22 protein-coding genes and 1 tRNA gene are annotated in these 24,743 nt (G+C 68.6%); 8 read left to right on the top strand and 15 right to left on the bottom strand.

Annotated elements, in window-relative coordinates; genetic code table 11:
* Positions 1–30 precede the first annotated feature (30 nt).
* A complete protein-coding gene (gene hisS / locus ASD55_RS10285; RefSeq protein ID WP_056765887.1) occupies positions 31–1,419 on the bottom strand; it encodes a histidine--tRNA ligase in 1,389 nt (462 codons plus the stop codon).
* Positions 1,420–1,583: 164 nt separating this feature from the next.
* Here hisS and ASD55_RS10280 point away from each other — a divergent pair.
* A tRNA-Pro gene (locus ASD55_RS10280) sits at positions 1,584–1,660 on the top strand.
* A 96-nt stretch (positions 1,661–1,756) separates the two neighbouring features.
* Here the strand turns inward: ASD55_RS10280 and ASD55_RS10275 are convergent.
* From ASD55_RS10275 to ASD55_RS10245, 8 genes are all read right to left on the bottom strand, one after another.
* Positions 1,757–2,569: a ferritin-like domain-containing protein gene (locus ASD55_RS10275; RefSeq protein WP_056765884.1), complete on the bottom strand. Its 813-nt coding sequence runs from the start codon at positions 2,567–2,569 to the stop codon at positions 1,757–1,759.
* 11 nt (positions 2,570–2,580) lie between these two features.
* Entirely contained in the window at positions 2,581–4,056 is a 1,476-nt protein-coding gene (gene purF / locus ASD55_RS10270) for an amidophosphoribosyltransferase (RefSeq protein ID WP_056765882.1), read from the bottom strand.
* 27 nt (positions 4,057–4,083) lie between these two features.
* On the bottom strand, positions 4,084–4,713 hold the full coding sequence (locus ASD55_RS10265) for a CvpA family protein (RefSeq protein WP_056765879.1): 630 nt from the start codon (positions 4,711–4,713) through the stop codon (positions 4,084–4,086).
* Between the two features lie 24 nt (positions 4,714–4,737).
* The gene (locus ASD55_RS10260) at positions 4,738–5,751 is read right to left on the bottom strand and encodes an SPOR domain-containing protein (RefSeq protein ID WP_056765878.1); all 1,014 of its coding nucleotides are present in this window, start codon (positions 5,749–5,751) and stop codon (positions 4,738–4,740) included.
* Positions 5,752–5,815: 64 nt separating this feature from the next.
* A complete protein-coding gene (gene folC, locus ASD55_RS10255; protein ID WP_056765875.1) occupies positions 5,816–7,114 on the bottom strand; it encodes a bifunctional tetrahydrofolate synthase/dihydrofolate synthase in 1,299 nt (432 codons plus the stop codon).
* 76 nt (positions 7,115–7,190) lie between these two features.
* Positions 7,191–7,355: a hypothetical protein gene (locus ASD55_RS18720; RefSeq protein ID WP_200946143.1), complete on the bottom strand. Its 165-nt coding sequence runs from the start codon at positions 7,353–7,355 to the stop codon at positions 7,191–7,193.
* A 109-nt stretch (positions 7,356–7,464) separates the two neighbouring features.
* Positions 7,465–9,963: a heavy metal translocating P-type ATPase gene (locus ASD55_RS10250; protein ID WP_056765873.1), complete on the bottom strand. Its 2,499-nt coding sequence runs from the start codon at positions 9,961–9,963 to the stop codon at positions 7,465–7,467.
* Positions 9,960–10,385, bottom strand: a complete 426-nt coding sequence (locus tag ASD55_RS10245) for a heavy metal-responsive transcriptional regulator (protein WP_056765871.1) — start codon at positions 10,383–10,385, stop codon at positions 9,960–9,962. Before ASD55_RS10245 ends, ASD55_RS10250 begins: the two co-directional genes overlap by 4 nt.
* Positions 10,386–10,604: 219 nt before the next feature.
* On the opposite strand from ASD55_RS10245, the gene ASD55_RS10240 reads away from it, so the two are divergent.
* Positions 10,605–11,057, top strand: coding sequence for a PA2169 family four-helix-bundle protein (locus ASD55_RS10240; protein WP_056718806.1), 453 nt, complete (start codon positions 10,605–10,607; stop codon positions 11,055–11,057).
* A gap of 64 nt (positions 11,058–11,121) precedes the next feature.
* Entirely contained in the window at positions 11,122–12,381 is a 1,260-nt protein-coding gene (locus tag ASD55_RS10235; RefSeq protein WP_235577779.1) for a mechanosensitive ion channel domain-containing protein, read from the top strand.
* Between the two features lie 12 nt (positions 12,382–12,393).
* On the opposite strand, the gene ASD55_RS10230 is transcribed toward ASD55_RS10235, so the two are convergent.
* Positions 12,394–13,833, bottom strand: coding sequence for a PLP-dependent aminotransferase family protein (locus ASD55_RS10230; protein ID WP_056765869.1), 1,440 nt, complete (start codon positions 13,831–13,833; stop codon positions 12,394–12,396).
* Between the two features lie 91 nt (positions 13,834–13,924).
* On the opposite strand from ASD55_RS10230, the gene ASD55_RS10225 reads away from it, so the two are divergent.
* From ASD55_RS10225 to ASD55_RS10215, 3 genes are all read left to right on the top strand, one after another.
* Positions 13,925–14,722, top strand: a complete 798-nt coding sequence (locus tag ASD55_RS10225) for a hypothetical protein (RefSeq protein WP_056765866.1) — start codon at positions 13,925–13,927, stop codon at positions 14,720–14,722.
* A gap of 9 nt (positions 14,723–14,731) precedes the next feature.
* Entirely contained in the window at positions 14,732–15,205 is a 474-nt protein-coding gene (locus ASD55_RS10220) for a cupin domain-containing protein (protein ID WP_056765863.1), read from the top strand.
* Positions 15,206–15,319: 114 nt separating this feature from the next.
* On the top strand, positions 15,320–15,724 hold the full coding sequence (locus tag ASD55_RS10215; RefSeq protein ID WP_056765861.1) for a VOC family protein: 405 nt from the start codon (positions 15,320–15,322) through the stop codon (positions 15,722–15,724).
* A gap of 40 nt (positions 15,725–15,764) precedes the next feature.
* Here ASD55_RS10215 and ASD55_RS10210 read toward each other — a convergent pair whose 3' ends face one another.
* From ASD55_RS10210 to ASD55_RS10200, 3 genes are read right to left on the bottom strand one after another with little or no spacing between them, the layout of a single operon-like run.
* Entirely contained in the window at positions 15,765–16,115 is a 351-nt protein-coding gene (locus ASD55_RS10210) for a metalloregulator ArsR/SmtB family transcription factor (RefSeq protein ID WP_056765858.1), read from the bottom strand.
* Positions 16,116–16,132: 17 nt separating this feature from the next.
* Positions 16,133–17,212, bottom strand: coding sequence for an ACR3 family arsenite efflux transporter (gene arsB, locus ASD55_RS10205; RefSeq protein ID WP_056765855.1), 1,080 nt, complete (start codon positions 17,210–17,212; stop codon positions 16,133–16,135).
* Entirely contained in the window at positions 17,209–17,712 is a 504-nt protein-coding gene (locus tag ASD55_RS10200) for an arsenate reductase ArsC (protein ID WP_056765853.1), read from the bottom strand. The genes arsB and ASD55_RS10200 overlap by 4 nt, the downstream gene beginning before the upstream one ends.
* Before the next feature lie 74 nt (positions 17,713–17,786).
* On the opposite strand from ASD55_RS10200, the gene arsH reads away from it, so the two are divergent.
* On the top strand, positions 17,787–18,554 hold the full coding sequence (gene arsH / locus ASD55_RS10195) for an arsenical resistance protein ArsH (RefSeq protein ID WP_200946142.1): 768 nt from the start codon (positions 17,787–17,789) through the stop codon (positions 18,552–18,554).
* A gap of 31 nt (positions 18,555–18,585) precedes the next feature.
* Here arsH and ASD55_RS10190 read toward each other — a convergent pair whose 3' ends face one another.
* Positions 18,586–20,427: an ABC transporter ATP-binding protein gene (locus ASD55_RS10190; protein ID WP_056766073.1), complete on the bottom strand. Its 1,842-nt coding sequence runs from the start codon at positions 20,425–20,427 to the stop codon at positions 18,586–18,588.
* Between the two features lie 172 nt (positions 20,428–20,599).
* Between ASD55_RS10190 and ASD55_RS10185 the strand changes: the two genes are divergently transcribed.
* Complete coding sequence (locus ASD55_RS10185; RefSeq protein WP_056765851.1) at positions 20,600–23,002, top strand: DUF3772 domain-containing protein; 2,403 nt, start codon at positions 20,600–20,602, stop codon at positions 23,000–23,002.
* Between the two features lie 102 nt (positions 23,003–23,104).
* On the opposite strand, the gene ASD55_RS10180 is transcribed toward ASD55_RS10185, so the two are convergent.
* Positions 23,105–24,733 (bottom strand): alpha/beta hydrolase-fold protein, encoded by a 1,629-nt coding sequence (locus ASD55_RS10180; protein ID WP_056766071.1) that lies wholly within the window; start codon positions 24,731–24,733, stop codon positions 23,105–23,107.
* Positions 24,734–24,743 lie beyond the last annotated feature (10 nt).

Below are 24,743 nucleotides of genomic sequence, written 5' to 3'. Positions count from 1 at the left end.
AGGCGACGCCTTGCCTCAAACCATCCACCATCAACCCATCGCCGCGGCCTGCTCCAGCTCCACGCGCAGCGTCTTGATCAGCTCGCTGCGCGCCACTTCGAACTGGTCCTCGCGGCGCAGGTCCTTGACCGTGACCATGCCCTTGGCGATTTCGTCTTCGCCCAGCACGATCACGAAGCGGATGCCGGCGCGGTCGGCGTACTTGAACTGCTTGCCCAGCTTGCCGCCTTCCAGCACCACCTCGGTGGCGATGCCGGCGCCGCGCAGTTCGCCGGCCAGCGCCAGGTAGGCGGGCAGCTGCGCCTCGTCCATCTGGGTCACCAGCACGTCGACCGTGCTCTTGGCCGTGTCGATCAGGCCGGCGTCGCGCAGCTGCCAGTACAGCCGGGTCAGGCCGATCGAGATGCCCACGCCGGGCAGGTGCGACTTGGTGTACTGGCCGGCCAGGTTCTCGTAGCGGCCGCCGGAACAGATCGAGCCGATCTGCGGGTGGTCGTTCAGTGTCGTCTCGTAGACCGTGCCGGTGTAGTAGTCGAGGCCGCGGGCGATCGACAGGTTCAGCGCGTACGCGCTTTCGGGCACGCCGAACGCGTGGATCAGGTTCAGCACTTCCTTCAGCTCGGCGCGGCCCTGCTCCATCGCCTCCGGGCCGGGGCCCAGCGCATCGAGCTTGTCCAGCGCGTCCTGCAGCGAGGTGGAGCGCACCTGCACGAAGGCGAGGATCTTCGCCGTCACCTCGGGGTCGAGGCCGAAGGCTGCGCCGGTCAGCGTGTCGCGCACATAGTCGGCGCCGCGCTTGTCCAGCTTGTCCACCTCGCGCAGCACCAGCATCTGCTGCTCGGCGTCGAGCACGCCCAGGCTTTCGAAGTAGCCGCGCATCAGCTTGCGGTTGTTCATGTGGATGGTGAACGGACCGATGTCCAGCTCGCGGAACACGCTGTGGATCACCGCGGGAATCTCGGCGTCATAGCGCACCGACAGCGAGTCCTTGCCGATCACGTCGATGTCGCACTGGTAGAACTCGCGGAAGCGACCGCGCTGGGCGCGCTCGCCGCGGTACACCTTCTGCATCTGGTAGCGACGGAACGGAAAGCTCAGGTCGCGCTCGTGCTCGGCCACGTAACGCGCCAACGGCACGGTGAGGTCGAAGCGCAGCGCCAGTTCCGGCATGCCTTCGTCGACCTTGCCGGCCGCGTTGAGCGCGCCGGTGGATTGCACGAAATAAACCTGGCGCTCGGTCTCGCCGCCGGTCTTGGTCAGCAATACGTCGGAGTACTCGATCACCGGCGTTTCGATGGCCAGGAAGCCGAAACGCTCGTAATTACGGCGGATCACGTCGAGCATGCGCTGGAATGCGATCTGGTCGAGCGGCAGCAGCTCGAGCACGCCGGGCATGGTGCGGGCCGGGGTAAGCGCCATGGAATCCTCTACTGACGGGGTGGACATTCCGCCGCGCGAGGGCGCGCGACGGCAGCCGTCAAGATTAACAGAACGCCAGCAGCCTTCCCCAGCATCGTCGCCAGCCGGGTCGCGCAAACCTGTTGCCAAGCTCCCGATCCGCGATTAAGATACGCGGCTTCCCACGGGGTGTAGCTCAGCCTGGTAGAGCGCTACGTTCGGGACGTAGAAGTCGCAGGTTCGAATCCTGTCACCCCGACCAAAATTCGATGAAAAAGCCGGCCTCAGGCCGGCTTTTTTATTTGGCCTCGCGCCGGCCCCAGGCTGGTTTTTCTATTCGGCTTCGCCGCCGGCCCGCTCAGCCCGGCATCGGCGACAGCGCCGCCAGGCGATCCAGTTCCTCCTCCAGGAAGCCCGCCTCCAGCCGAGCCGGCCGGTTGAACGGGCCGCGCAGAGTCGCGCCCATGTAGTCGCGCAGCAGGACGAAGAAGGTGTCGATCGGATCGACGCCGTCGCGCTCGCAGCAGTGCCGGTACCAGCGGGTGCCGGCGGCGACGTGGGCCACTTCCTCGCGCAGGATCACCTCGAGGATCGCCACCGTGCGCTGGTCGCCCAGCTTGCGCAGGCGCTCGATCATGCCCGGCGTGACATCCAGTCCGCGCGCCTCCAGCACGCGGGGCACCAGCGCCATCCGGGCGGTGTCGTGCGCGGCGGTCTTCTCGGCCATCGCCCACAAGCCGTCGTGCGCGTCGAAGTCACCGTAGGCATGGCCCAGCTCGGCCAGCCGTGCCGACAGCATGGCGAAGTGCCGGGCCTCGTCGTGGGCGCAACTGGCCCAGTCGCGGTAATAGTCGGCCGGCTTGTCGCGATACCGGTAGACCGCGTCCCAAGCCAGGTTGATCGCGTTGAACTCGATGTGCGCCACCGCATGCACCAGCGCGGCCCGCCCCTCGGCGCTGCCCAGCCCGCGCTGCGGCACCTGCCGTGCATTGACCAGTCGCGGCTTCGCCGGGCGGCCGGGCGCGCCGATCGGCTCGGGTGGCGGCGAGTCGGGATCGGCGCGCAACTCGCCGGCGAGAAAGGCCTGCCAGGTTTCGTGGGTCAGGCGCAGCTTCTCGGCCGGGTCGATGGCGTCGAGGCAGCGCCTGGCAGCAGCATGGAGATCAGTCACGAGGCACGGATTCAGACGACGCGCCGTGCCGCCTTGGCGTCGTCCGAGCGCAGCATTTCGATCTGCTCCAGGTAACGCTGGTCGAGTCCGGTGATGTACTCGCCCGAGAAGCAGGAGGTGTCGAACTGCTGCAGGTTCTCGTTGCCATCCTGCACCGCCCAGATCAGGTCCTTCAGGTCCTGGTAGATCAGCCAGTCGGCGCCCAGCACGTGCTCCACTTCCTGCTCGGTATGCCCGGCGGCGACCAGCTCCGAGGTGGACGGCATGTCGATGCCGTAGACGTTCGGGTAGCGCACCGGCGGCGCGGCGGAGGCGAAGTAGACGTTTTTGGCGCCGGCGTCGCGGGCCATCTGGATGATCTGCTTCGAGGTGGTGCCGCGCACGATCGAGTCGTCCACCAGCAACACGTTCTTCTTGCGGAACTCCAGGTCGATCGCGTTGAGCTTGCGGCGCACCGATTTCACCCGCTCGCCCTGCCCCGGCATGATGAAGGTGCGGCCGATGTAGCGGTTCTTGACGAAGCCCTCGCGGAACGGCACGCCCAGCGCGCCGGCCAGCGCGCTGGCCGCGGTGCGCGCGGTGTCGGGAATCGGGATCACCGCGTCGATGCCGTGGTCCGGGCGCAGGCGCAGGATCTTCTCGGCCAGCTTCTCGCCCATGCGCAGGCGCGCCTTGTACACCGAGACGTCCTCGATCATCGAGTCGGGCCGCGCCAGGTACACGTATTCGAAGATGCACGGCGTATGCGTCGCGCCCTCGGCGCAGCGGCGACTGTGCAACTGGCCGTCGTCGGTGATGATCACCGCCTCGCCCGGCGCCACGTCGCGGATGCGCTTGAAGCCCAGGATGTCCAGCGCCACCGACTCCGAGGCCACCGCGTATTCACGGCCTTCGCCGGTGATCCGCTCGCCCAGCACCAGCGGGCGGATGCCGTTGGGGTCGCGGAACGCGATCAGGCCGTAGCCCAGCAGCAACGCGATGCAGGCATAGCCGCCGCGGGCCCGCGCATGCACGCCGGCCACCGCCTTGAAGATGTGGTCCGGGGTCAACGCCATGCGGTCCTGGATCTGCAGCTCGTGCGCCAGCACGTTCAGCAGCACTTCGGAGTCGGATTCGGTGTTGATGTGGCGGCGATCGCCCTCGAACATTTCGCGGCGCAGTGCGTCGGTGTTGACCAGGTTGCCGTTGTGCGCGAACGCGATGCCGTAGGGCGAATTCACGTAGAACGGCTGCGCCTCGGCCGAACCCTCGGAGCCGGCGGTGGGGTAACGGCAGTGACCGATGCCGATGCGCCCGCGCAGGCCCGCCATCGCGCTCTGGCCGAACACGTCGCGGACCAGGCCATTGCCCTTGTGCAGGCGCAGCCGCGAGCCGTCCACGGTGGCGATGCCGGCGGCGTCCTGGCCGCGGTGCTGCAGCACCGTCAGTCCGTCATAAAGCGCCGATGCCACTTCGGTGGTACCGACAATGCCGATGATTCCGCACATGGTTGTTGCCTGCTTCGGGAGATGTGTTCAGAAATTCCGGGGCGGCGCAGCCGAGCTGGCTGCGGCCGGCGATGCCGGATGGATGGAGGTCGCCGCTGGCGCGGGTGACGCGCCGGATATGGAGGCAGGCAGGGTCGCGGGCAAGCCGGACAGGCGATCGAGCACGGCCGGCGGGTGGATGTAATCGCGCACGCCGGGCGGCACCTGCTGGCCCAGCCAGGCCGCCACGTGCTGGAACTGGGGCAGCAGCACGGACTGCTGCCACCACGGATCGCGGGTGAACGCGGTGAAGCCGATCAGGAATACCAGCAGGGTCACCAGCAGCACGCCCCGCACCAGGCCGAACAGCATGCCGAGCAGGCGGTCGGTGCCGGACAGGCCGGTGCTTTCGACCAGCCGGCTGATCACGAAGCGCAGCAGCGCGCCCAGAATCAGCACGGCGACGAAGCACAGGCCGTAACCCACGATGATCCGCGCCGAGGGCAGCTCGATCACGTGCTCGAAATGTCGGGCCACCGCCGGGCCGAAACTCCACGCCACCCAGAACGCGGCGATCCAGATCACCAGCGCCAGCACCTCGGAAACCAGCCCGCGCCACAGCCCGACCAGGACGGACAGGGCCAGCACGCCAAGGATGATGTAGTCGGTCCAGTTCATGGGTTCGCCAGCTTGCCGCTGAACTCAGGGCACCGGGACGACGTTGCCGTCGATGCCCAGCTTCGCCTTGATCTGGTCGTGCACGCGCTGCGCGTCGCCGCGCTGGGTCTGCGGGCCGGCCCGCACGCGCCACAACTGCTTGCCGCTGGCCTGCACCGAATCGACGAAGCTGTCGAAACCGTTCGCGCGCAGCTTGTCGCGCAGCGCGATCGCGTCGGCCTGGGCGCTGACCGCCGCCAGCTGGACCGCCCAGCCACCGGCCTTGGCGGACTCGTGGGCCACGGGTGCGCTGGCCGGCGCGCTGTCGCGGCTGGCGTCCTGTTCCAGCCGCGCCGGCACGCCGGGAATCGACTGGGTGATCTTCAGCCGGGCCGCCTCGGCCGCGGCACGCGTTTCGAACGGGCCGGCGGTGACCAGGGTGCGCGGCTTGCCCGCCTGGGTGATCGTCTGGCCGCTGACCGGATAGCCCAGGACGCGCACGCGGCGTTCGAGGCTGGCCGCGCCGGCGGCGCTGGCATAGGCACTGAGGTTGAGCGTGTAGTTGCCACGACCGACCGCGGCAGGTGTCGGCGCGGGCTTCGGGGTGACCGCCACCGGCTTGGCCGGTTCGACGGAGGCAGACGGCTTGCTCGCCGCCGGCGGGGTCGTCGCCGTCGGCTTGTCCCGCTGCGGAATCACCGGCTGGCTGGGCGACGCGCCCGAGCCGATGGTCACCGTGGTCGGCGGCGGCGCCTGGCCGGCCTGCGGATCAGTTTCCACGTCGCGCGGACGGCTGGAGCCGATGTTCACCGTGGCCAGCCGGTCACCAGATCCGGGCGTGACGGTTTCGGCCGGTGGCGCCACCGTGCCCGAGGCACTGGCGGCGTCAGGCGCAAGGCTCATGGTGCGGGTCTGCAGGTCGCGATCGGGTGCCGGCGGAATCGCCAGGTTGACGGCTTGGTCACCACCGGGGGCTGGCGGCGTACTGGAAAAGAACATCGGCACGAACAGAACCGCCAAGGCAATCAGGACGGCGGCTCCCAGCAGGCGTGTTTTCAAGTTATCGCTCCAGGACGGCAAAGGCAGTGCACAACACGGCGATTATACCTGCCGCGGGCAACGGTCATCCGGCGTCGACGCCGCCCGCCATGGCCGCGTGTTCAGCCAGCACCGCCGTGGCCACGAAAAACGAGCCGAACGCGAGGATGCAGTCGCCCGCTTTCGCGGCGGCGCGCGCCGCCTGCAACGCCGCCGCCACGTTGGCGTGCGCCGTGCACGAGGCCTGCGGCAGGGTTTGTCGCAGGATGGCGCCCAGCGCATCGACGCTCATGCCGCGCGGGCTGTCCCGCTCCAGCCCGGCCAGGTGCCAATGATCGACGCGGTCGCCGAGCGCCGCGATCACGCCCGCGGCATCCTTGTCGGCCAGCGCACCGTACACGGCACGCACCGCAGTCTCCGGTTGCGCGTCCAGCCATTCGGCCAGGGCGCGGGCCGCCTGCGGGTTGTGCCCGACATCCACCATGATCGGGATTTCGCCGCTGATCAGCTGCAGTCGCGCCGGCACCCGTACCTCGTGCAGGCCCACGCTGATCGCGGCAAAGAACGCGCTGGGCGTGAGCCTCTCGTCACCCAGCGCGTGCAGCGCGGCGATCGCCGCCGCCGCGTTCGCGTACTGCACCGGCGCGGACAGGGCCGGATCGGGCAGCTCCATCGCACTGCCGTCGCGGTGACGCCAGCGCCAGCCGTCCGCATGGCGCTCGACGCTGAAATCGATGCCGGCGCGCTCGACCCGGGCGCCGCAGGCGTCCAGCGCGGCGAGCAGGCCCGCTGGCGGGTCCAGCTCGCCCACGATCGCCGGCCGCCCGGCCCGCGCGATGCCGCCCTTCTCGCGACCGATACTGTCGCGATCCGGCCCGAGCCAGTCCATGTGGTCCAGGTCGACCGTGGTGATGACCGCCGCATCGGCGTCGATGATATTGACCGCATCCAGCCGCCCGCCCAGGCCCACTTCCAGCACAGCCACGTCGAGCTCGGCCCGCGCGAACAGGTCCAGCGCGGCCAGCGTGCCGAACTCGAAATAGGTCAGCGGGACGCTGCCGCGCGCAGCCTCGATCCGCTCGAACGAGGCGATCAGCGCCGCGTCGTCGGCATCCGCCCCGTCGATGCGCACGCGCTCGTTGTAGGCCAGCAGGTGCGGCGAGGTGAATGCCCCCACGCGGCGGCCCGCGGCGCGCAGCATCGCCTCCAGCAAGGCCACCGTGGAGCCCTTGCCATTGGTGCCGGCGACGGTGATCACCTGCCGCGCCGGTGCCGGTGCGCCCATCCGCGACCACACCTCGCGTACCCGTTCGAGGCCCAGCTCGATGCTGTGGACGTTGACGCGTTCCTGGTACGCCAGCCATTCGGCGAGTGTGCGGCTCATGCGGTGACTTTGTGCTGGAGAGTGGCAGCGTCCGCGCCGGTGCGCGAACGGAAGGCACGAAGTCTAGGGCATGCGCTCAGCCAAACGGATGAATGCCGCTGTAGTGCAAGGCCATGTACAGGGCGAACGCGCTCCACAGGGTCTTCCTCAGCGTCCTGCCCACCAATAGCGCAGCCATCAGGCCGAGCAGCAGGGGCAGGTATTTGTCGAGCGTGCCGTGGGTTTCGGGAATGCCGTTCATGGATGCTCTCCGGCACCACCGTGGTGCGGGAGCATGATCGAACGGACGCGCCGCCGGCCACAGTCGCCACCGTCAAGCATCGCCGGTGACAATCGTCACGACGCAGGCCTCACAGCGGCGCACGCCGCAGCCGCAAGGCATTGCTGACCACCGACACCGAGCTGAGGCTCATCGCCAGCGCCGCGATCATCGGCGACAGCGTGATGCCGAACCACGGATACAGCACACCGGCAGCCAGCGGCACGCCCACCGCGTTGTAGACGAAGGCGAAAAACAGGTTCTGGTGGATATTGCGCACGGTGGCCTGCGACAGCTTGCGCGCCCGCACGATCGCGCCCAGCTCACCCTTGACCAGGGTCACCGAGGCGCTCTCCATCGCCACGTCGGTGCCGCCGCCCATCGCGATGCCGACGTCGGAAGCGGCCAGCGCCGGCGCGTCGTTGATGCCGTCACCGGCCATCGCCACGCGGCGGCCCTCGGCCTTGAGCCGGTTCACCACCGCAGCCTTGTCCGCCGGCGAGACATCCGCATGCACCTCGTCGATGCCCAGCGCACGCGCCACCGACTGCGCGGTGGTGGCGTTGTCGCCGGTGAGCATCACGATGCGCAGGCCGGCCGCGTGAAGCGCCTCGATGGCGGCGGGCGTGCCCGGCTTGATCCGGTCGGCCACCGCCAGCAGCGCGGCGAGGGTGCCATCGACGGCGAGGAACATCACCGTGGCGCCGTGTTCACGCAGTTGTTCGGCACGAATGTTCGCATCGTCGGTGACCGCAGCACGCGACTCGGCCATCAGCTTCGCATTGCCCAGCGTCACCGTGCTGCCGTCCACCGTCGCGCTGACGCCGCGCCCGATCAACGAACGAAACCCCGTCGCCGCCAGCACCGCCACGCCTTCGGCATCGGTGGCCGTGACGATCGCCCGCGCCAGCGGATGCTCGCTGGGCCGCTCCAGCGCGGCAGCCAGCGCCAGCAATTGCTCGCGCGACTGCTCGCCCAGGACCACCAGTTCGGTCAGTGCCGGCTTGCCTTCAGTCAGCGTACCGGTCTTGTCCACCACCAGGGTGTCGATGTCACGCAGGGATTCGATCGCGCCGGCGTCCTTGAACAGCACGCCGTGCTGCGCACCGCGACCGCTGGCGACCATGATCGAGATCGGCGTGGCCAGGCCCAGCGCGCAGGGACAGGCGATGATCAGCACCGACACCGCGGCAATCAGCGCATGCGTCAGGCGCGGTTCCGGCCCGACCATCGCCCAGGCGGCAAAAGCCAGCAACGCGATCCCCACCACCGCGGGCACGAACCACGCCGCGACCTTGTCGGCCACGCGCTGCAGCGGCGCGCGGCTGCGTTGTGCCTGCGCCACCAACGCCACGATCTGCGCCAGCAGGGTTTCGCCGCCGACCTTCCGGGCGCGCATGGTCAGCGCGCCGTCCTGGTTCACCGTGCCGCCGGTGACCGGATCATCCTTCGCCTTGACCACCGGCATCGGCTCGCCGGTGAGCATCGACTCGTCGACGTGGCTCTCGCCCTCGATCACCACGCCGTCGACTGGCAGCTTCTCGCCGGGGCGCACGCGCAGCACGTCGCCGGCGCGCACCTCGTCGAGTGGCACATCGCTTTCGCTGCCGTCGGCGGCGATCCGCCGCGCGGTCTTCGGCGCCAGCCCCAGCAACGCCTTCAGCGCCGCCCCGGTGCGCCGCCGCGCGCGCAGTTCCAGGAAATCGCCCAGGGTGACCAGGCTGACGATCACCGCCGCCGACTCGAAATACACCGCGACGCGGCCATGGATGTCGCGGAAACCGCCCGGAAAAATGCCGGGCAGCAGGAACGCCACCGCGCTGTACAGCCACGCCACGCCGGTGCCCAGCGCGATCAGCGTATACATGTTCGGCGACCACGGGTTCAGCGAGCGCCAGCCGCGCCCGAAGAACGGCGCACCGCCCCACAACACCACGACGCTGGCCAGCACCGCCTCGACCCAGCCGGCCACGCCAGCCCACCGCGCGGGCAGATGCCAGCCGAACAGGTGCGGTCCCATCGCCAGAGCAAACACCGGCAAGGTCAGCGCCACCAGCCATCCGAAGCGCCGCGTCATCGCCCGCAGTTCGCCGCCGTCGTCGTCGTCCAGCGAAGGCATCATCGGTTCCAGCGCCATGCCGCACTTCGGGCAGTCGCCGGGGCCGACCTGCTGCACTTCCGGATGCATCGGGCAGGTGTAGATCGTGCCGGCAGGCGCAGCCGGCGCGGGCTGGCGCTCGCCCAGGTACGCGGCCGGGTCGGCCACGAACTTCTCACGGCAACGCGCCGAGCAGAAGTAGTACGGGTGGCCGTCGTGTTCGGCGCGATGTTTTGCGGTGTGCGGGTCCACGCTCATGCCGCAGACCGGGTCCTTCACCCGGTGCGCAGCGTGGTCATGATCGTGGGCGGCAGGTGCGGCCAGATAACGCGCCGGCTCCGCCTCGAACTTCGCCTTGCAGCCGCCGCAGCAGAAATGGAAGGCCTGCCCGTCGTGCATGGACTGATGCTTCGACGTGGCCGGATCGACCGTCATGCCGCAGACCGGGTCGGTCGCCTTGCCGCTGCCCTGGCAACACGCCTGCGCGTTCATGCCGACACCTCTTCATCGTTCAGCGCGCGCAGGATCGGGCACTCCTCCGGCTTGCCGTGTCCGGGGCACGAGGCCACCAGTTGCGCCAGTCCATCGCGCACGCGCTGCAGTTCGACGATGCGCTGCTCGATCGCCGCCAGCCGCTTTTCCGCCCGCCGTTTCACCGCCTTCACCCCGCGCTGGCGATCCGCCGACAGCGCCAGCAGTTCGCGGATCTCCTCCAGCGTGAAGCCAAGATCCTTGGCACGGCGGATGAAGCGCAGCTGCGTCACCGTGGCCTCGCCGTAGCTGCGATAGCCGGAAGCGCGCCGTTCGGGTTCGGGCAGCAGGCCTTCGCGCTCGTAATAACGGATCGTGTCGATCGCCACGCCGACGCGCCTGGCGACGGTACCGATGGTCAGGGAGGGGAGCTTTGTGTTCATGCGAACAAGTCTAGACCCTTGATCAAGGTCTAGAGTCAAGCGGTGGAGGCGCGCCCTTTTCCAGCGCGCACCCGGTCGCGCAACGACGCGCCATCAAGATGAACGCAAACCACGGGTCTGAACAAAGCCGTGGCGCTTCCGTCACCTGTGTTCCCGTGTACTCGTCCACGGCGATTCCCCTGCCACCATCGTTCCCATCGGAATCCGCAAGGAGAACTCATGAATAACCAACACGACATCAAGACCCTCAACAGCCTGATCGAGACCACGCTGGACAGCGCCGACGGCTACGCCGAAGCGGCCAAGGATGCGAAAAGCGAACCGCTGGTCTCGCTGTTCCGCGCACGCTCCGGCGAGCGCCGCACCGCGGCGTCGGCCCTGCAGAACTGCGTGCGCTCGCTGGGCGGCAAACCCGAGGACGACGGCACCGTGCTGGCCTCGGCCCACCGGATGTTCGTCAACCTGCGCACCAGCCTCACCAAGGCCGACAACAAGGCCGTGGTCGACGAGGTCGAACGCGGCGAGGATCACATCAAGTCGAAATTCGAGGACGCGATGAAGGACGACGAGATCTCGCCCCATACGCTGTCGGTGATCGCCGATGTCTACACCTCGGTGCGCAACGGCCATGACCAGATGCGCGACATCAAGCAGGCGTTCCACGCCAACTGAGCGTGCCAGCTGATCGTGCCAGCTATCCGACTCGCGATTCGGCAACGAAGAAGGGCACCGCAGGGTGCCCTTCTTCGTGGCGCATGCGCCACGCCCATCCGCCAGCCGACATTTCTTCCACATCGAAAGCGGCAGGCTGGACATCATGCTGAGCGATTTCCTCTCGACCTTGGCCGCTGATCCGTGGGCACGCCTTGGCCTGGCGCTGGTGGCCGGCCTGGTACTTACCCTGCTCGTACGCGTCGTGGCCCATGCCGCGCTGGACCGCGTGGCGACGCGGCAACCGGTGCTTTCGGATCTCCTGCGCCGCGCCAGCGGTCCGATGGAGTGGGTGCTGCCCCTGCTGGCGCTGGCGATCTGCCTGCGCACCTGGCCCGCCAGCGTCTCGCCGCTGTTCACCCTGCTGCAGCATCTCTCGCTGATCGCGTTGCTGGGCGCGTGTACGTGGCTGGTGGTGCGCTGCATCGGCGCGTTCGAGGATGCCGCGATCCGCAACCATCCGATGGATGTGGCCGACAACCTGCGGGCGCGCCGCGTGGTGACCCAGGTGCGCGTGCTCGGGCGCACTGCCGACGTCATCGTGATCATCCTGGGCGCCGCGATCATCCTGATGACCATTCCCGGCGTACGCCAGCTCGGCACCAGCCTGCTCGCCTCGGCCGGCGTGGCGGGCCTGGCGATCGGACTGGCCGCCAAACCCGTGCTGAGCAACCTGATCGCCGGCTTGCAGATTGCCCTGACCCAGCCGATCCGGCTCGACGACGTGGTGATCATCGAAGGCGAATGGGGCCGCATCGAGGAGATCACCGGCACATATGTGGTGGTGCGCATCTGGGACGAACGACGGCTGGTGGTGCCGCTGAACTGGTTCATCGAGAACCCGTTCCAGAACTGGACCCGGCAGAGCGCGCAACTGATCGGCACGGTGTATCTCAAGCTCGACTACCGCACGCCGCTGGCGCCACTGCGCGAGGAACTGACGCGCTTGTGCGACCAGTCGGAACTGTGGGATCGCCGCGTCTGCATCCTGCAGGTGACCGACACCGACGAACACGCCATGCAGCTGCGCGCCCTGGTCAGCACCTCGGATTCCGGTCGTGGCTGGGACCTTCGCTGCCTGGTGCGCGAAGGCCTGATCGCCTTCATCCAGGCCCACTATCCCGACGCGTTGCCGCGCTGGCGCGGCGAACTCAGCCGCAGCGGGCAGGCTCCGGACCTTCCCGATCCTGCCGTACCGCCCGCGCAGCACAGCCCTTCGCCCGAGGATGAAGGGCCGCTGCGTCCGCACGATGACGGCGCTGGCGCCACGCCGATCCGGGCGTGACTGCGTGACGCCCTAGAGTTTTCGCAACGACCGGCGCAGGCCGGCCAGCGCCGCCGAAATGTCCGCCGCGTCGATCACGCCGTAGCCGAAGGTCACCGCCGGCTCGACATCGCGTGTCATCGCGTAGTCGGCGGTGGCCTCCGCTCCGGTGGCGGCACGCAACACCACCGGCATGAGCTTCGACGCCCGCGCCGGGTCGCGCAGGCGCGCGGCCAGATGCAGGCCGGCTTCGGACGGGATCGGCTGCAGCCATTCACCGAGCCCGCGCTGCAGGCCGTCGAGCAAAGCCTCGCGCCGCGCGGCATAGATCGGCCGCATGTGGCGCACATGCCGCGCCAGGTGGCCGTCGCGGATGAAGGCGGCCAGTGCGGCCTGGGGGATGCCGTCGCAATGCGAGTCGACGCAGTGCTTGACCGTGACCAGCCCGCTGCGCGCCCACGCCGGCGCCACCACGAAGCCCTTGCGCAGCGAGGGGAACATGCTCTTGGAGAAGGTGCCGACATAGAACACCTGCGCGTCGCGATCCAGCGTCTGCAGGGCATCCAGCGGGCGGCCGCCGAAACGGAACTCGCCGTCGTAGTCGTCTTCGACAATGACCGCGTGATGGCGGCGCGCGAAGTCGAGCAAGGCCGCGCGACGGCGCAGCGACATCGCCACGCCGGTGGGCGACTGGTGCGACGGGGTGACGCTGATGATGCGCACGTCCTCGGGCAGGCGCTCGACGCACAGGCCTTCGTCATCCACCGGCAACGGCACCAGCTGCGCGCCGGCCGCGGCGAACGCGGCCCGCACCGGCGGGTAACCCGGCTCCTCCACCGCCACCTTCGTCTGTCCCGGCGTGACCAGCAGGCGGGCGATCAGGTCGAACGCCTGCTGCGCGCCGGAGGTGACGATCACGTCGTCGGCGCTGCAGGCCACCGCGCGGGCAAACGCCACGTGCTGCGCGATCGCCTCGCGCAAGGCGGGGATGCCTTGCGACGGCGCATAGGCGAACGGTTCGCGCACGCTCCTGCGCAGCGTCTGCGCCATCAGCCGACGCCAGAGCTCGTGCGGGAAATGCCGGTGGTCCGGAATGCCCAGGCGGAAATTGCGCTCGGGCAGGCTGCGCGCCGGCGACGGCTGCAGGAATGGTGTGCGCCACGCCGGCGCAAGACGCGATTCGTCCACGCCGGCGCGCGCTGGCCTCGACCGGCGCCGCGCGAATTCGGCGACTTGGGGCCGGGCGCCCTGGCGCGGCACCACATAGCCCTCGGCGATCAGCAGGTCGTAGGCGGCGACCACCGTATTGCGCGCCACGCCCAGCGCCTCGGCCACCTTGCGCGTGGCGGGCAGCGCGGCGTGCGGCGGCAGGCGGCCATCGAGGATCGCCGCCCGCAACTGCTGGTGCAGCGCCTGCGTGAGCGAGCCGGCGCCGCGCGGCAGCAGCACGGGGAACGGGAAAACTGGTTCCATCGAATCTCTCATGAATGGATCAATCAAGGGTCCAGATTATGCCTAGAGTCTGCACCGTACGGGCACCGCCCGCCCCAAGCGAGACCAGATCATGACGAAAGCCATCTGCGAAACCTGCGGCACCCAGTACCCGAACACTCCTGGGCATTGCGCCGTGTGCGAGGACGAGCGCCAGTACGTCGGCGCGCACGGCCAGACGTGGACGACGCACGAGGCGCTGAAAGCCACCCACACACTGCGCATGCAGGACGAAGCCGGCGTGCTCGGCATCGGCCTGGCGCCGGATTTCGCGATCAACCAGCGCGCGCTGTACCTGCCCACCGACGCGGGCAACATCTTGTGGGAATCGCTGAGCCTGGTTACCGACGAAGCCGTCGCCGCGTTGGAGGCGCGCGGCGGCGTGGACCTGATCGCGATCTCGCATCCGCATTTCTACGCCTCGATACTGGAGTGGAGCGAGGCGCTCGGCAACGTGCCGATCCTGCTGCACGAGGCGGACCGCGACTGGGTACGCCGGCCCTCGCCCAACGTGCAGTTCTGGCGCGGCGACGCGTACCGGCTGTCCGATGCGGTAACGCTGATCCGCAGCGGCGGCCATTTCCCCGGCAGCACGGTGCTGCACTGGAAGGACGGACCGCGGCCCGGCGGCGCGCTGTTTTCCGGCGACGCGCCGCACGTGGTGAGCAACCGTCGCCACGTCTCCTTCATGCACAGCTATCCGAACTTCACGCCGATGCCGCCCGAGGCCGTCCGCGGCATGCAGGCGCGCCTGGCCGGCTACGCGTTCGAGGACGTCTACGGCTTCACCTGGGGCCGCAACATCATCGGCGGAGGCCGCGCGGCGGTGGATGCCTCGTTCGAAATCTACCTTTCCGCCATCGCCGCCTGAGCCACGCCCATGACCACACCATCCACCCGCCTGCACGACTACCTGCCCGCCCGCTTCAGCACCGCCGCCGCGCGGCACTGGGTGCCCTCCTCCAGCCCCGGCAAATCGTCGAGCCCGTTGCGCTTCTTCGCCGACGACCGCGGCTTCGTCGAACTGCTGCGGATGGAACCGGGCACGGTGATGCCGCTGCATCGCCACACCGGCGAGATCCACGCGTACAACCTCAGCGGCACCCGCAAGCTGTGCACCGGCGAGCTGATCGGTCCCGGCGATTACGTTTACGAACCGCCGGGCAACACCGACTGGTGGAAAATCGTCGGCGACGAGCCGATGCTGGCGCTGGTGATCGTGATGGGCACGGTCGAATTCCTCGGCCCCGGCGGCGTGGTGAGCGGACGTGCATCGGCCAGCAGCCAATGGGCGGAGTACGAACGCCATTGCCGTTCACTGGGCGTGGCGACGCCGGACCTCCGGGATCGTTGAACGCAGCCACGGCGGCGACAGCAGGCTTCCCCACCGTGTCGAAATCGCCGCCCGCCGATCGTCGTTCGGATGACGAGCACCGTCGCTCCCCGCCTCCACCACCGGAAAACCCCCATGCCCAAGATGATCTTCGTGAACCTCCCGGTCGCCGACCTCAAGAAGTCGATGGACTTCTATGCTGCCATCGGCTTCGTCAACAACCCCCACTTCACCGACGACACCGCCGCGTGCATGGTGTGGAGCGAGACCATCCACGTCATGCTGCTCACTCACGCCAAGTGGCGCACCTTCACCGGGCGGCCGATACCGGACGCCGGCGCCAGCGAGGTGATGCTGGCGCTCTCCCTCGATGACCGTGCCGCAGTCGATGCCATGAACGACACGGCCGCGGCGAACGGCGGCACGGCCGACATCAATCCCGTGCAGGAACACGGCTTCATGTACGGCCGCGACCTGACCGATCCCGACGGCCATGTGTGGGAAGCGTTCTGGATGGACCCGGCCGCCATCCCGGGTTGAGTACGCCGGAGCGCTGCCAGGTCATCAATCGCCCGCTGCATCAAGCCGAAGCCGGCCGCCGCTTGCCGGCGCCGGCGACGCGCTTGGCTGGCGCGCACGAGCCGCCGGACTGGCTGCAGCAGTGATCCGTGAGATAGCCGATCAGGTCGTTCATCACCTCGATCACCGGCGCGTAATAAATGAAGCGCCCGCTCTGCCGGCTGCTCACCAGGCCTGCATGCGACAGCTCCTTGAGGTGGAAGGACAGCGTGGCGTTGGGCAGGCCCAGCTGCTCCGCGATCGCGCTGGCCGCCAGTCCCTCCGGCGCGTGCTCGATCAGCAGCCGATAGACCGCGAGGCGCGACTCCTGGGCGAGCGCGGCGAGGATGGTGATGGCCTGCTTGTTCTGCATGGTGCTGCTCCAGCTGTCTATGCCGATTCATACCAGCGTTTGCTGCGATTGACGATGCGCACCACCGACAGCATCACCGGCACCTCGATCAGCACGCCCACCACGGTCGCCAACGCCGCGCCGGAATGCACGCCGAACAGGCCGACCGCAGTGGCCACGGCCAGCTCGAAGAAGTTGCTGGCGCCGATCAGTGCCGAGGGACCGGCCACGCAATGCGGCACGCCGAAGCGGCGATTGAGCCAGTACGCCAGGCCGGCGTTGAAATACACCTGGATCAGGATCGGCACCGCCAGCAGCGCGATGATCGCCGGCTGCGCGAGGATCTGCCGGCCCTGGAAACCGAACAGCAGCACCAGGGTGGCCAGCAGCGCGCCCAGCGACACCGGGCCCAGCCGCTGCAGCAGTTGCTGCAACCGCGTCTCGCCGCCGTGCGCCAGCAGCCGACGCCGCAGCAGCATGCTGAGCGCCACCGGCACCACGATGTACAGCAGCACCGACAACAGCAACGTGTTCCACGGCACCGTTATCGAGGAGATGCCCAGCAGCAGCGCCACGATCGGCGCGAAGGCCACCACCATGATCGCGTCGTTCAGCGCGACCTGGCTCAGCGTGAACGCCGGCTCGCCGTTGCACAGGTTGCTCCACACGAACACCATCGCCGTGCACGGCGCGGCGGCCAGCAGGATCAGGCCGGCGATATAGGAGTCGAGCTGCGCCGCCGGCAGCTGTCCGGCGAACAGTTGGCGGATGAAGATCCAACCCAGCAGCGCCATCGAAAAGGGTTTTACCGCCCAGTTGACGAACAGCGTGACGCCGATGCCCTTCCACTGCCGGCGCACGCCGCCCAGCGCGCCGAAGTCGATCTTCAGCAGCATCGGGATGACCATCAGCCAGATCAGCCCCGCGACCGGCAGGTTCACCCGGGCCACCTGCATGCCGCCCAGCGCCGCGAAGCTACCAGGCAGCAGATGGCCCAGCAGCGTGCCGGCGACGATGCACAGCAAGACCCATAGCGTGAGCCAGCGCTCGAAGAAACCGATGCGGGCGCCGTCCGCAGGAACCGCGCCGGCAGCGAGTGCTGCGGATGGCTGGTTCATGCGCCGGCTTCCTCGCCGGTGAGGCTGCCGATGCGGTCAAGCGTCTGTTTCAGCTCATCGCGGCCCATCATTTCCACCGGCAGCTGCAGCAGCGCGGTAATCCGCCGCACGATCAGCGCATGCGCACGCCGGAACGCCGCGGCGGTGTCCGCTTCCCGAGCGGCCGCTGGATCAGGCAGGCCCCAATGGCTCTTCACGAAGTCGCCGAACAGCACCGGGCAAGTCTCGCTGGCGGCGTTGTCGCAAACCGTGATCACGATGTCCAGCGGCGGCGCGCCCGCTTCGGTGAAGCGATCCCACGACTTGCTGGCGAGTCCTTCGGTGGCGATGCCCCGGGCTTTCAGTTCCTCGATCGCCTGGGGATGGACGCGCCCGGTCGGCCGGCTGCCGGCGCTGAACGCCGCAAAGCGTCCCGCACCCAAGTGGTTGAGAGTGGCCTCGGACAGGATGCTGCGGGCCGAGTTGCCGGTGCAGATGAACAGGACGCGACACGGATGCATGGCGGCGATTCCGGATTGGTTTCCATATTTCCATAATGATAGAATCATAAAACCAAGGCAACAGGAACCGCACCGTGCCGATCCAGGATCTGCCCCATATCGCCGCCGAAGCGCTGGACACGCCCAGCCTGGCCAAGCTGGCCTTGCCGGCCGATGCCGACCACCCGCCGCGCATCCTGATCCTGTACGGCTCGCTGCGCCTGCAATCGTTCAGCCGCAAGCTGGCGCTGGAAGCCGAGCGCATCCTGCGCCAGTTCGGCGCCGAGACGCGGGTGTTCGACCCGCACGAATTGCCGATGCTGGACAGCGTGCCGGCCAGCCACCCCAAGGTGCAGGAATTGCGCGCGCTGTCGCTGTGGTCCGAAGGCCAGGTCTGGGTCAGCCCCGAACGGCACGGCACGATCACCGGCGTATTCAAGAACCAGATCGACTGGCTGCCGCTGGAAGACGGCAGCGTGCGGCCCACGCAGGGGCGCACGCTCGCGGTGATGCAGGTCAGCGGCGGCTCGCAGTCGTTCAACGTGGTGAATGCGCTGCGCGTGCTGGGCCGCTGGATGCGCATGGTGACCATCCCGAACCAGTCCTCGGTGGCCAAGGCCTGGCAGGAGTTCGACGCCGACGGCCGGATGAAGCCGTCACCGTTCTACGACCGCGTGGTGGACGTGATGGAGGAGCTGTTCAAGTTCACCCTGCTGGTGCGCGGGCGCAGCGACTACCTGGTCAGCCGCTACAGCGAACGCAAGGGCGCCGCCGCGGCGCGTGCACTGGCGGCCGCGGCCGACGTGCTGGAAGGTGCGGCGACAGCGGGCAAACCCGCTTGCTGCAGCAGCGGAGCATGCTGAGCCCGCAACTCACGCCCGCCGCAACCGCCGGCTAGGCCGGCGCATCCTCCGCGGCCACGAAGCCGCCGGTCTGTCGTTTCCACAGCCGCGCGTACAAACCCTCGCGCGCGATCAGCTCGGCGTGCGTGCCGGTTTCGACGACCTGCCCCTTGTCCAGCACCACCAGCCGGTCCATCCGCGCGATGGTGGACAGGCGATGGGCGATGGCGATCACCGTCTTGCCCTGCATCAGCAGGTCGAGACTTTCCTGGATCGCCGCCTCCGCCTCGGAGTCGAGTGCGCTGGTGGCCTCGTCCAGCACCAGGATCGGCGCATCCTTCAGCAGCACGCGGGCGATCGCGATGCGCTGGCGCTGGCCGCCCGAAAGCTTCACGCCGCGCTCGCCGACCAGGGCGTCGTAACCGCGGCGGCCTTCGCCGTCGCTCAAGGCGGGAATGAATTCGTCGGCGCGGGCCTTGCGCACCGCTTCGGCAACCTGCGCCTCGCTGGCGTCCGGACGTCCATACAGGAGGTTGTCGCGGATCGAGCGGTGCAGCAGCGAGGTGTCCTGGGTGACCACGCCGATCTGCGAACGCAGGCTTTCCTGGGTGACGCGGGCGATGTCCTGGCCGTCGATCAGGATGCGCCCGGCCTCGAGGTCATACAGCCGCAGCAGCACGTTGACCAGGGTGGACTTGCCCGCGCCGGACGGCCCGACCACGCCGATCTTCTCGCCCGCGCGCACGGCCAGGTCGAGCCCGGCGATCACCCCGCCCTGCTTGCCGTAGTGGAAATGGATCTGCTCGAAGCGCACCGCGCCGTCGGTCACCGCCAGCGGCACCGCGTCGTCGCGATCCTGCACCGCGCGCGGCTGGGCGATGGTGGTGATGCCGTCCTGCACCGTGCCCACATCCTCGAAGATGCCGTTGACCACCCACATGATCCAGCCGGACATGTTGTTGATGCGGATCACCAGCCCGGTCGACAGCGCGATCGCGCCCACCGTCACCCGGCCCTCGCTCCACAGCCACAACGCCAGCGCCGACGTGCCCACGATCAGGAAGCCGTTGAGGGTGGTGATGCTGGCGTCCAGCGCGGTGGTGATGCGGGTCATCCGGCGCAGCTTGTCGGTCTGATCCATCATCGCCTCGGCCACGTAGGCTTCCTCGCGGCGCGTATGCGCGAACAGCTTGAGCGTCAGCACGTTGCTGTAGCCGTCCACGATCCGGCCCATCAGCTTCGAGCGCGCCTCCGAGGCCTTCCACGAGCGCTGCTTCAGCCGCGGCACGAAGAACGCCAGCAGGCCCACGTAGGCAAACACCCAGGCGAACAGCGGTGCGGCCAGCCAGAAATCCGCCTGGGCGAACAGCACGATGGCGCTGCCGGTGTAGATGCTGACGTACCAGATCGCATCGACAATCTGCACCGCCGATTCGCGCAGCGCACCGCCGGTCTGCATGATGCGGTTGGCGATGCGGCCGGCGAAATCGTTCTGGAAGAAACCCAGGCTCTGGCGGATCACGTAGCGGTGGTTCTGCCAGCGGATGCGGTTGGTCAGGCTGGGCACGATGGCCTGGTTCACCAGCAGGTCGTGCGTGCCGATCGCCAGCGGCCGCGCGATCAGCGCCACGAAACCCATCCACAGCAGTTCGTTGCCGTGCAGGCGGAAGAAATCCGCCGGCGGCGCGCCCCTGGCCATGTCCACGATGCTGCCGATGAAGCCGAACAGCGACACCTCGATGATCGCCACCACGAAACCCAGCACGATCGCCACGGCGAACACCGGCCACACCTGGCGCAGGTAGAACGCGTAGAAGCGCCACACCGACTGCGGTGGCATGCCGTCGACGGGTTCCTTGAACGCGTCGATGAGGGACTCGAACCAGCGAAAAATCATGGAGAACCCGGATGTTGGCGGGTGTGTATTGTGCGGCAAGTCGGCGGCGTGCTCACGGGCGGGCAATGTCGAAGCCCGGTGCAGCCCAATCTGAACGCCAGCCACGCCGGCGAGCGCTTGCCGGCTCGCCGCGATTGACCACCCGCGGGCGCGCTCCGATCATGCGCGGATGTCCAGACTGCCTCGCCTCGCCTTATCCCTCCTGCTGATCTTCGGTGCTGCCACCCTGCATGCGCAGGACAGTGCCGCGCCCGATACCGCGGCGGTATCGCCGGCACAGGCGCTGGACCAGCTGGGCAGCCAGCTCGACGAAGTGAAGCTTGCACTGAAGAACCCCACACCCGATGCGCCGCTGGCCGACCTGCGCAGCACCGCGCTGGCCGTGCAGGATCAGTCGCGCCAGCTCACCGCCAGTCTCGCGCCGCAGATGACCGCCTTGCAGGCCCAACTGGCGGTGCTGGGTCCGGCGCCGGCGAAGGGAGCGCCGGCCGAAGCGCCGGAAGTGGCGGCGCAACGCCGAAAGCTGGACAAGGCGCAGGCCGACCTCGACGCGCAGATCAAGCAGTCGCAACTGCTCAACCAGAACGCGATGCAGCTGGCCGCCCAGATCACCGGCCTGCGCAACGACCAGTTCCAGGCGCGACTGGCCTCGCGCACGCCCACGCCATTCAGCCGTGCGTTCTGGGCCGGCCCCGTGCGCACCTTTCCCGATGACCTGGTGCGCCTGAAGCGCCTGGGCACGCGCTTCACCGCGGCAGTCAACGATGCCTGGCAACCGCCGAACCGGCAGCCGCTGCTGTGGTGCCTGGCGGCGGCCGTGCTGCTGCTGGCCGGCGGCCGCTGGGTGCTGGAGCGCCTGCTGCTGGCGCTGGCCGCCCGCCATGTGCCGGACGGACACCTGCGCCGCAGCGCGATGGCCACCGCGGTGGCGCTGACTGCCGTGCTGACGACCGGGCTCGCCGCCCAGCTGGCCTACACGGGACTGAACTGGAACGACGTTCTCGACGACGACACGCAAAATCTGATGACGTCCCTGGTGCGGCTGGTCTGCCTGGCCGCCTTCATCACCGGGCTGGGTCGCGCCCTGCTGTCGGTACGGCGCCCTTCCTGGCGTTTGCCCGCGCTGTCGGACCTCACCGCGCAATGGCTGCAGCCGTTTCCGTGGCTGCTTGCCGCCGCAGCATTGCTGGCCGGAATGGTCGAGCGCACCACCCGCACGATCGGCACCAGCCTGCCCGCCACCGTGGCCACCCGCGGACTGTTCGCCCTGGTCATCAGCGGGCTGATCGGCGCGGCGTTGTGGCGCCTGCGCCGCAGCCGCAGCGAATTGGCCCGGGACGGCGGCGAGCCCGTGCAGCGGCCCGTGTGGGTCAGCCTGCTGGTTGCGGCGGCCTCGCTCGGCGTGGTGGTCAGCTGGCTGTGCGTGGCCACCGGCTTCATCGCGATGGCCTTCTTCCTGGCCAGGCAGATGCTCTGGGTCGGCCTGATCTTTGCCACCACCTACCTGCTGGTCCACCTGCTGACTGACCTGATCAACACCTTGCTGTCGCCACGCGGGCGGGGCGGCCAGCAGTTGCAGGCCAGCCTGACCCTGCCGTCGCACAAGCTGGAACAGGCCAACGTGCTGCTGGTGGGCATCGTGCGCGTGGGCCTGGTGCTGGTGGCGCTGGCCACCGTGCTCACCCCGTTCGGCGCCGGCCCGGGCGATCTGCTGGTAAGCGCCCGGCAGACCCTGGGCAACCTGAAGCTGGGCGAGCTGGCGATCAACCCGGCCAGCATCATCACCGCCGTGCTGGTGCTGCTGGCCGGCGTGCTGGTGCTGCGCGTGCTCAAGCGCTGGCTGCGCGAACAGTTGCTGCCCAAGTCCGCGATGGATCGGGGCATGCAGGAATCCATCATCACCCTGCTCGGCTATCTCGGCGGGCTGCTGGTGGTGGTGCTGACCCTGGCCGCGCTGCAGGTGGACCTCAAGAGCATTGCGTGGATCGTCAGCGCGCTGTCGGTGGGCATCGGCTTCGGCCTGCAGGCGATCGTGCAGAACTTCATCTCCGGGCTGATCCTGCTGGTCGAGCGGCCGGTGAAGGTGGGCGACTGGGTCAGCCTGAGCAGCGACGTCGAGGGCGACATCCGCCGCATCAACGTGCGCGCCACCGAAATCCAGATGTGGGACCGCTCCACCGTGATCGTGCCGAACTCGCAGCTGATCACCCAGAACGTGCGCAACGTCACCCAGGCCAACGCCCTGGGCCGCGTGCAGATCAAGCTGCCGATGCCGCTGGACACCAACGCGGGCAAGGTGCGCGAACTGGTGCTGGGCATCCTGCGCGCCCACCACGGCACGCTGGCCACGCCGGCGCCGTACGTGCAGCTGGAAAACGTCACCGCCGGCGCGATGACCTTCAACTGCGTGGCCTACGTGGGCAGCCCGCGCGAGGTCGGCGGCGTGAAAAGCGATCTGCTGTTCGAGATCCTCGAACGCCTGCGCAGCGAGAAACTGCCGATGAGCAGCCCGCAAAGCATGCTGGTCCGCACGTTGCCGCCGCTGGACGAGAGCATCGACGGCCAGGGGTGAGCGGTCGCGGCCCTTCACTTGCTCACTCCTCAACGCCGCGGCCTGAAAAACCGAAGGCCGGCACCTGGCCGACCTTCGGTCAATCGACGCGCCGATGTCGTTTCAGGGCGCCGCGGCAGCGGGTTTCAGTTTTGAATCCGGTCGTGCGATCGCATACATTTCCCAGCTGATCTGCTTGAGCAGTCCCATGCGGTCCTTGCCCACGACGTACAGGTCGAAGTGGGTGCGGTCAGGCAGGAAATGGAAATCCGAGCTGGCCTGCAAACCGTCCAGCACCGCCTTCAGGCGGTGCGCGGCGCCGTCGAGGTAGAACGTGTCGGCGGTGCCCACGTAGAGGTGGATCTTGCCATCGAGATCGGCCTTCAGCTGCGGCCAGTTGAGCTGGACAAGGTGGGCGATGTCGTAATGGTCGCGCCAGTAGGCGACCACCGCCGGATCGACCGCGCCGGTGTCGCGATCGAACATCGGCATCGGCCGGCCATCCGCTCCGCGCGGGGAGAACACCCAGTCGAACGAGGCCATCTGGCCGCCGTATTCGCCCAGCACGCGTTCGAGCCTGGCGAAGTCCTCGAAGCTGGCCAGCACCTTGCCCTTGTCGCGCACCAGCGGATACGCCGTGCCGTCAGCGCGGCGATAGACGTTGGCATGGGGCGCGTACAGATCCACGCCGGTGAAGTCATGGAAATCGCTGGAGTCCGGCGAGGTCGACCAGGTGCCGCCGAAGACCTTCGGGTAGCGGGTCTGCAGCCACAAGGTGGCCCAGCCGCCGGAGGAGTGGCCGTTGAGGAAACGGCCGTTCGCCTTGCCGTCCATCCGGTAGCGGGACTCCAGCTGCGGAATCAGCTCGGTGGTCAGCGCCTGGCCCCACGGGCCGTTGTTGACCGAGTCGGCAAACTCGTGGGTGCCGGTGGCGCTGGACTCGTCCAGGAACACCCAGATCATCGGCGGCATCTGTCCGCTGCTCATGCCCTGCCACACGCGGGCGATGCTGCCGGTGAAACGGTCGGCATTGCCGCCGAAACCGTGCGTGCTGTAGACCACCGGATAACGCGACGCCGTGTTCACGTCGTAGCCGGGCGGCAGCACCACCCAGCCACGCATGTGGATCGGCCGCCCCCAGAACGCGCTCAACGAAGGGCTGACGAAATCGATCGGGCGCGAATGGCTGCGCGCGTCGGGCAGCGCCTTGCGTACTTCTTCGGGCGTGGACGGCGACAGCGTCCACGACGCATCCGCCGGCAACACGCGAGCCAGTTGCAGGGTCGGCGTGGTGCTGGCCGGAAGATGCATGCGCACCACGTCGCTGACCAGGTCGCTCGCGCCGCGTCCGCCGTAGTTGTAGTCGTGGTTCACGTCCAGCACGGCCTGGACCAGGTAGTCGCCTGGCGGCAGCTTTGACCAGCCGGCGGGGAAGGCCAGGGCGTCCGCGTCGATGTCCACGCCCTGCCCCGGCACCAGCCGGCTGACCTCGCGCGCGGCCACCGAAGCCTGGGTGGCGCCGAACGGGCTGGCGTCGACCTGCTCGACCTTGCCGTCCCTGGCCGCCGCCACGGCCGCCTTCGCATCCACGGCGAACAGCAGCAGGCGCCCCGAGGTGGGCCGGGTCAGCGTGTCGCCCAGCTGGACATGGAACTGGCTGTGCGCCATTGGCGCCTCGGTACGCGCCACCGCCACGCTGGCGAACAGCCCGCAGCCCAACACGATCGCCGCAACGCCACGCAAATCACGCATTTCCATGTCC

Origin of the sequence: Rhodanobacter sp. Root561, assembly GCF_001427365.1 — a bacterium.
GTDB lineage: Bacteria > Pseudomonadota > Gammaproteobacteria > Xanthomonadales > Rhodanobacteraceae > Rhodanobacter.
The sequence above is the reverse complement of the archived record's forward strand: the minus strand, read 5'-3'. Positions and strand labels throughout refer to the sequence as shown.

Excerpts from the sequence above, each read along its gene's own strand:
- ASD55_RS10210 (WP_056765858.1), bottom strand. The coding sequence starts at position 16,115 with ATGCAGAACAAGCAGGCCATCACCATCCTCGCCGCGCTCGCCCAGGAG.
- folC (WP_056765875.1), bottom strand. The coding sequence starts at position 7,114 with ATGAGCCGCACACTCGCCGAATGGCTGGCGTACCAGGAACGCGTCAAC.
- ASD55_RS10185 (WP_056765851.1), top strand. The coding sequence starts at position 20,600 with ATGTCCAGACTGCCTCGCCTCGCCTTATCCCTCCTGCTGATCTTCGGT.
- ASD55_RS10180 (WP_056766071.1), bottom strand. The coding sequence starts at position 24,733 with ATGCGTGATTTGCGTGGCGTTGCGGCGATCGTGTTGGGCTGCGGGCTG.
- ASD55_RS10245 (WP_056765871.1), bottom strand. The coding sequence starts at position 10,385 with ATGAACACAAAGCTCCCCTCCCTGACCATCGGTACCGTCGCCAGGCGC.
- hisS (WP_056765887.1), bottom strand. The coding sequence starts at position 1,419 with ATGGCGCTTACCCCGGCCCGCACCATGCCCGGCGTGCTCGAGCTGCTG.
- ASD55_RS10220 (WP_056765863.1), top strand. The coding sequence starts at position 14,732 with ATGACCACACCATCCACCCGCCTGCACGACTACCTGCCCGCCCGCTTC.
- ASD55_RS18720 (WP_200946143.1), bottom strand. The coding sequence starts at position 7,355 with ATGAACGGCATTCCCGAAACCCACGGCACGCTCGACAAATACCTGCCC.
- arsB (WP_056765855.1), bottom strand. The coding sequence starts at position 17,212 with ATGAACCAGCCATCCGCAGCACTCGCTGCCGGCGCGGTTCCTGCGGAC.
- ASD55_RS10265 (WP_056765879.1), bottom strand. The coding sequence starts at position 4,713 with ATGAACTGGACCGACTACATCATCCTTGGCGTGCTGGCCCTGTCCGTC.
- ASD55_RS10240 (WP_056718806.1), top strand. The coding sequence starts at position 10,605 with ATGAATAACCAACACGACATCAAGACCCTCAACAGCCTGATCGAGACC.
- ASD55_RS10225 (WP_056765866.1), top strand. The coding sequence starts at position 13,925 with ATGACGAAAGCCATCTGCGAAACCTGCGGCACCCAGTACCCGAACACT.
- ASD55_RS10215 (WP_056765861.1), top strand. The coding sequence starts at position 15,320 with ATGCCCAAGATGATCTTCGTGAACCTCCCGGTCGCCGACCTCAAGAAG.
- ASD55_RS10230 (WP_056765869.1), bottom strand. The coding sequence starts at position 13,833 with ATGGAACCAGTTTTCCCGTTCCCCGTGCTGCTGCCGCGCGGCGCCGGC.
- purF (WP_056765882.1), bottom strand. The coding sequence starts at position 4,056 with ATGTGCGGAATCATCGGCATTGTCGGTACCACCGAAGTGGCATCGGCG.
- ASD55_RS10250 (WP_056765873.1), bottom strand. The coding sequence starts at position 9,963 with ATGAACGCGCAGGCGTGTTGCCAGGGCAGCGGCAAGGCGACCGACCCG.
- ASD55_RS10200 (WP_056765853.1), bottom strand. The coding sequence starts at position 17,712 with ATGCATCCGTGTCGCGTCCTGTTCATCTGCACCGGCAACTCGGCCCGC.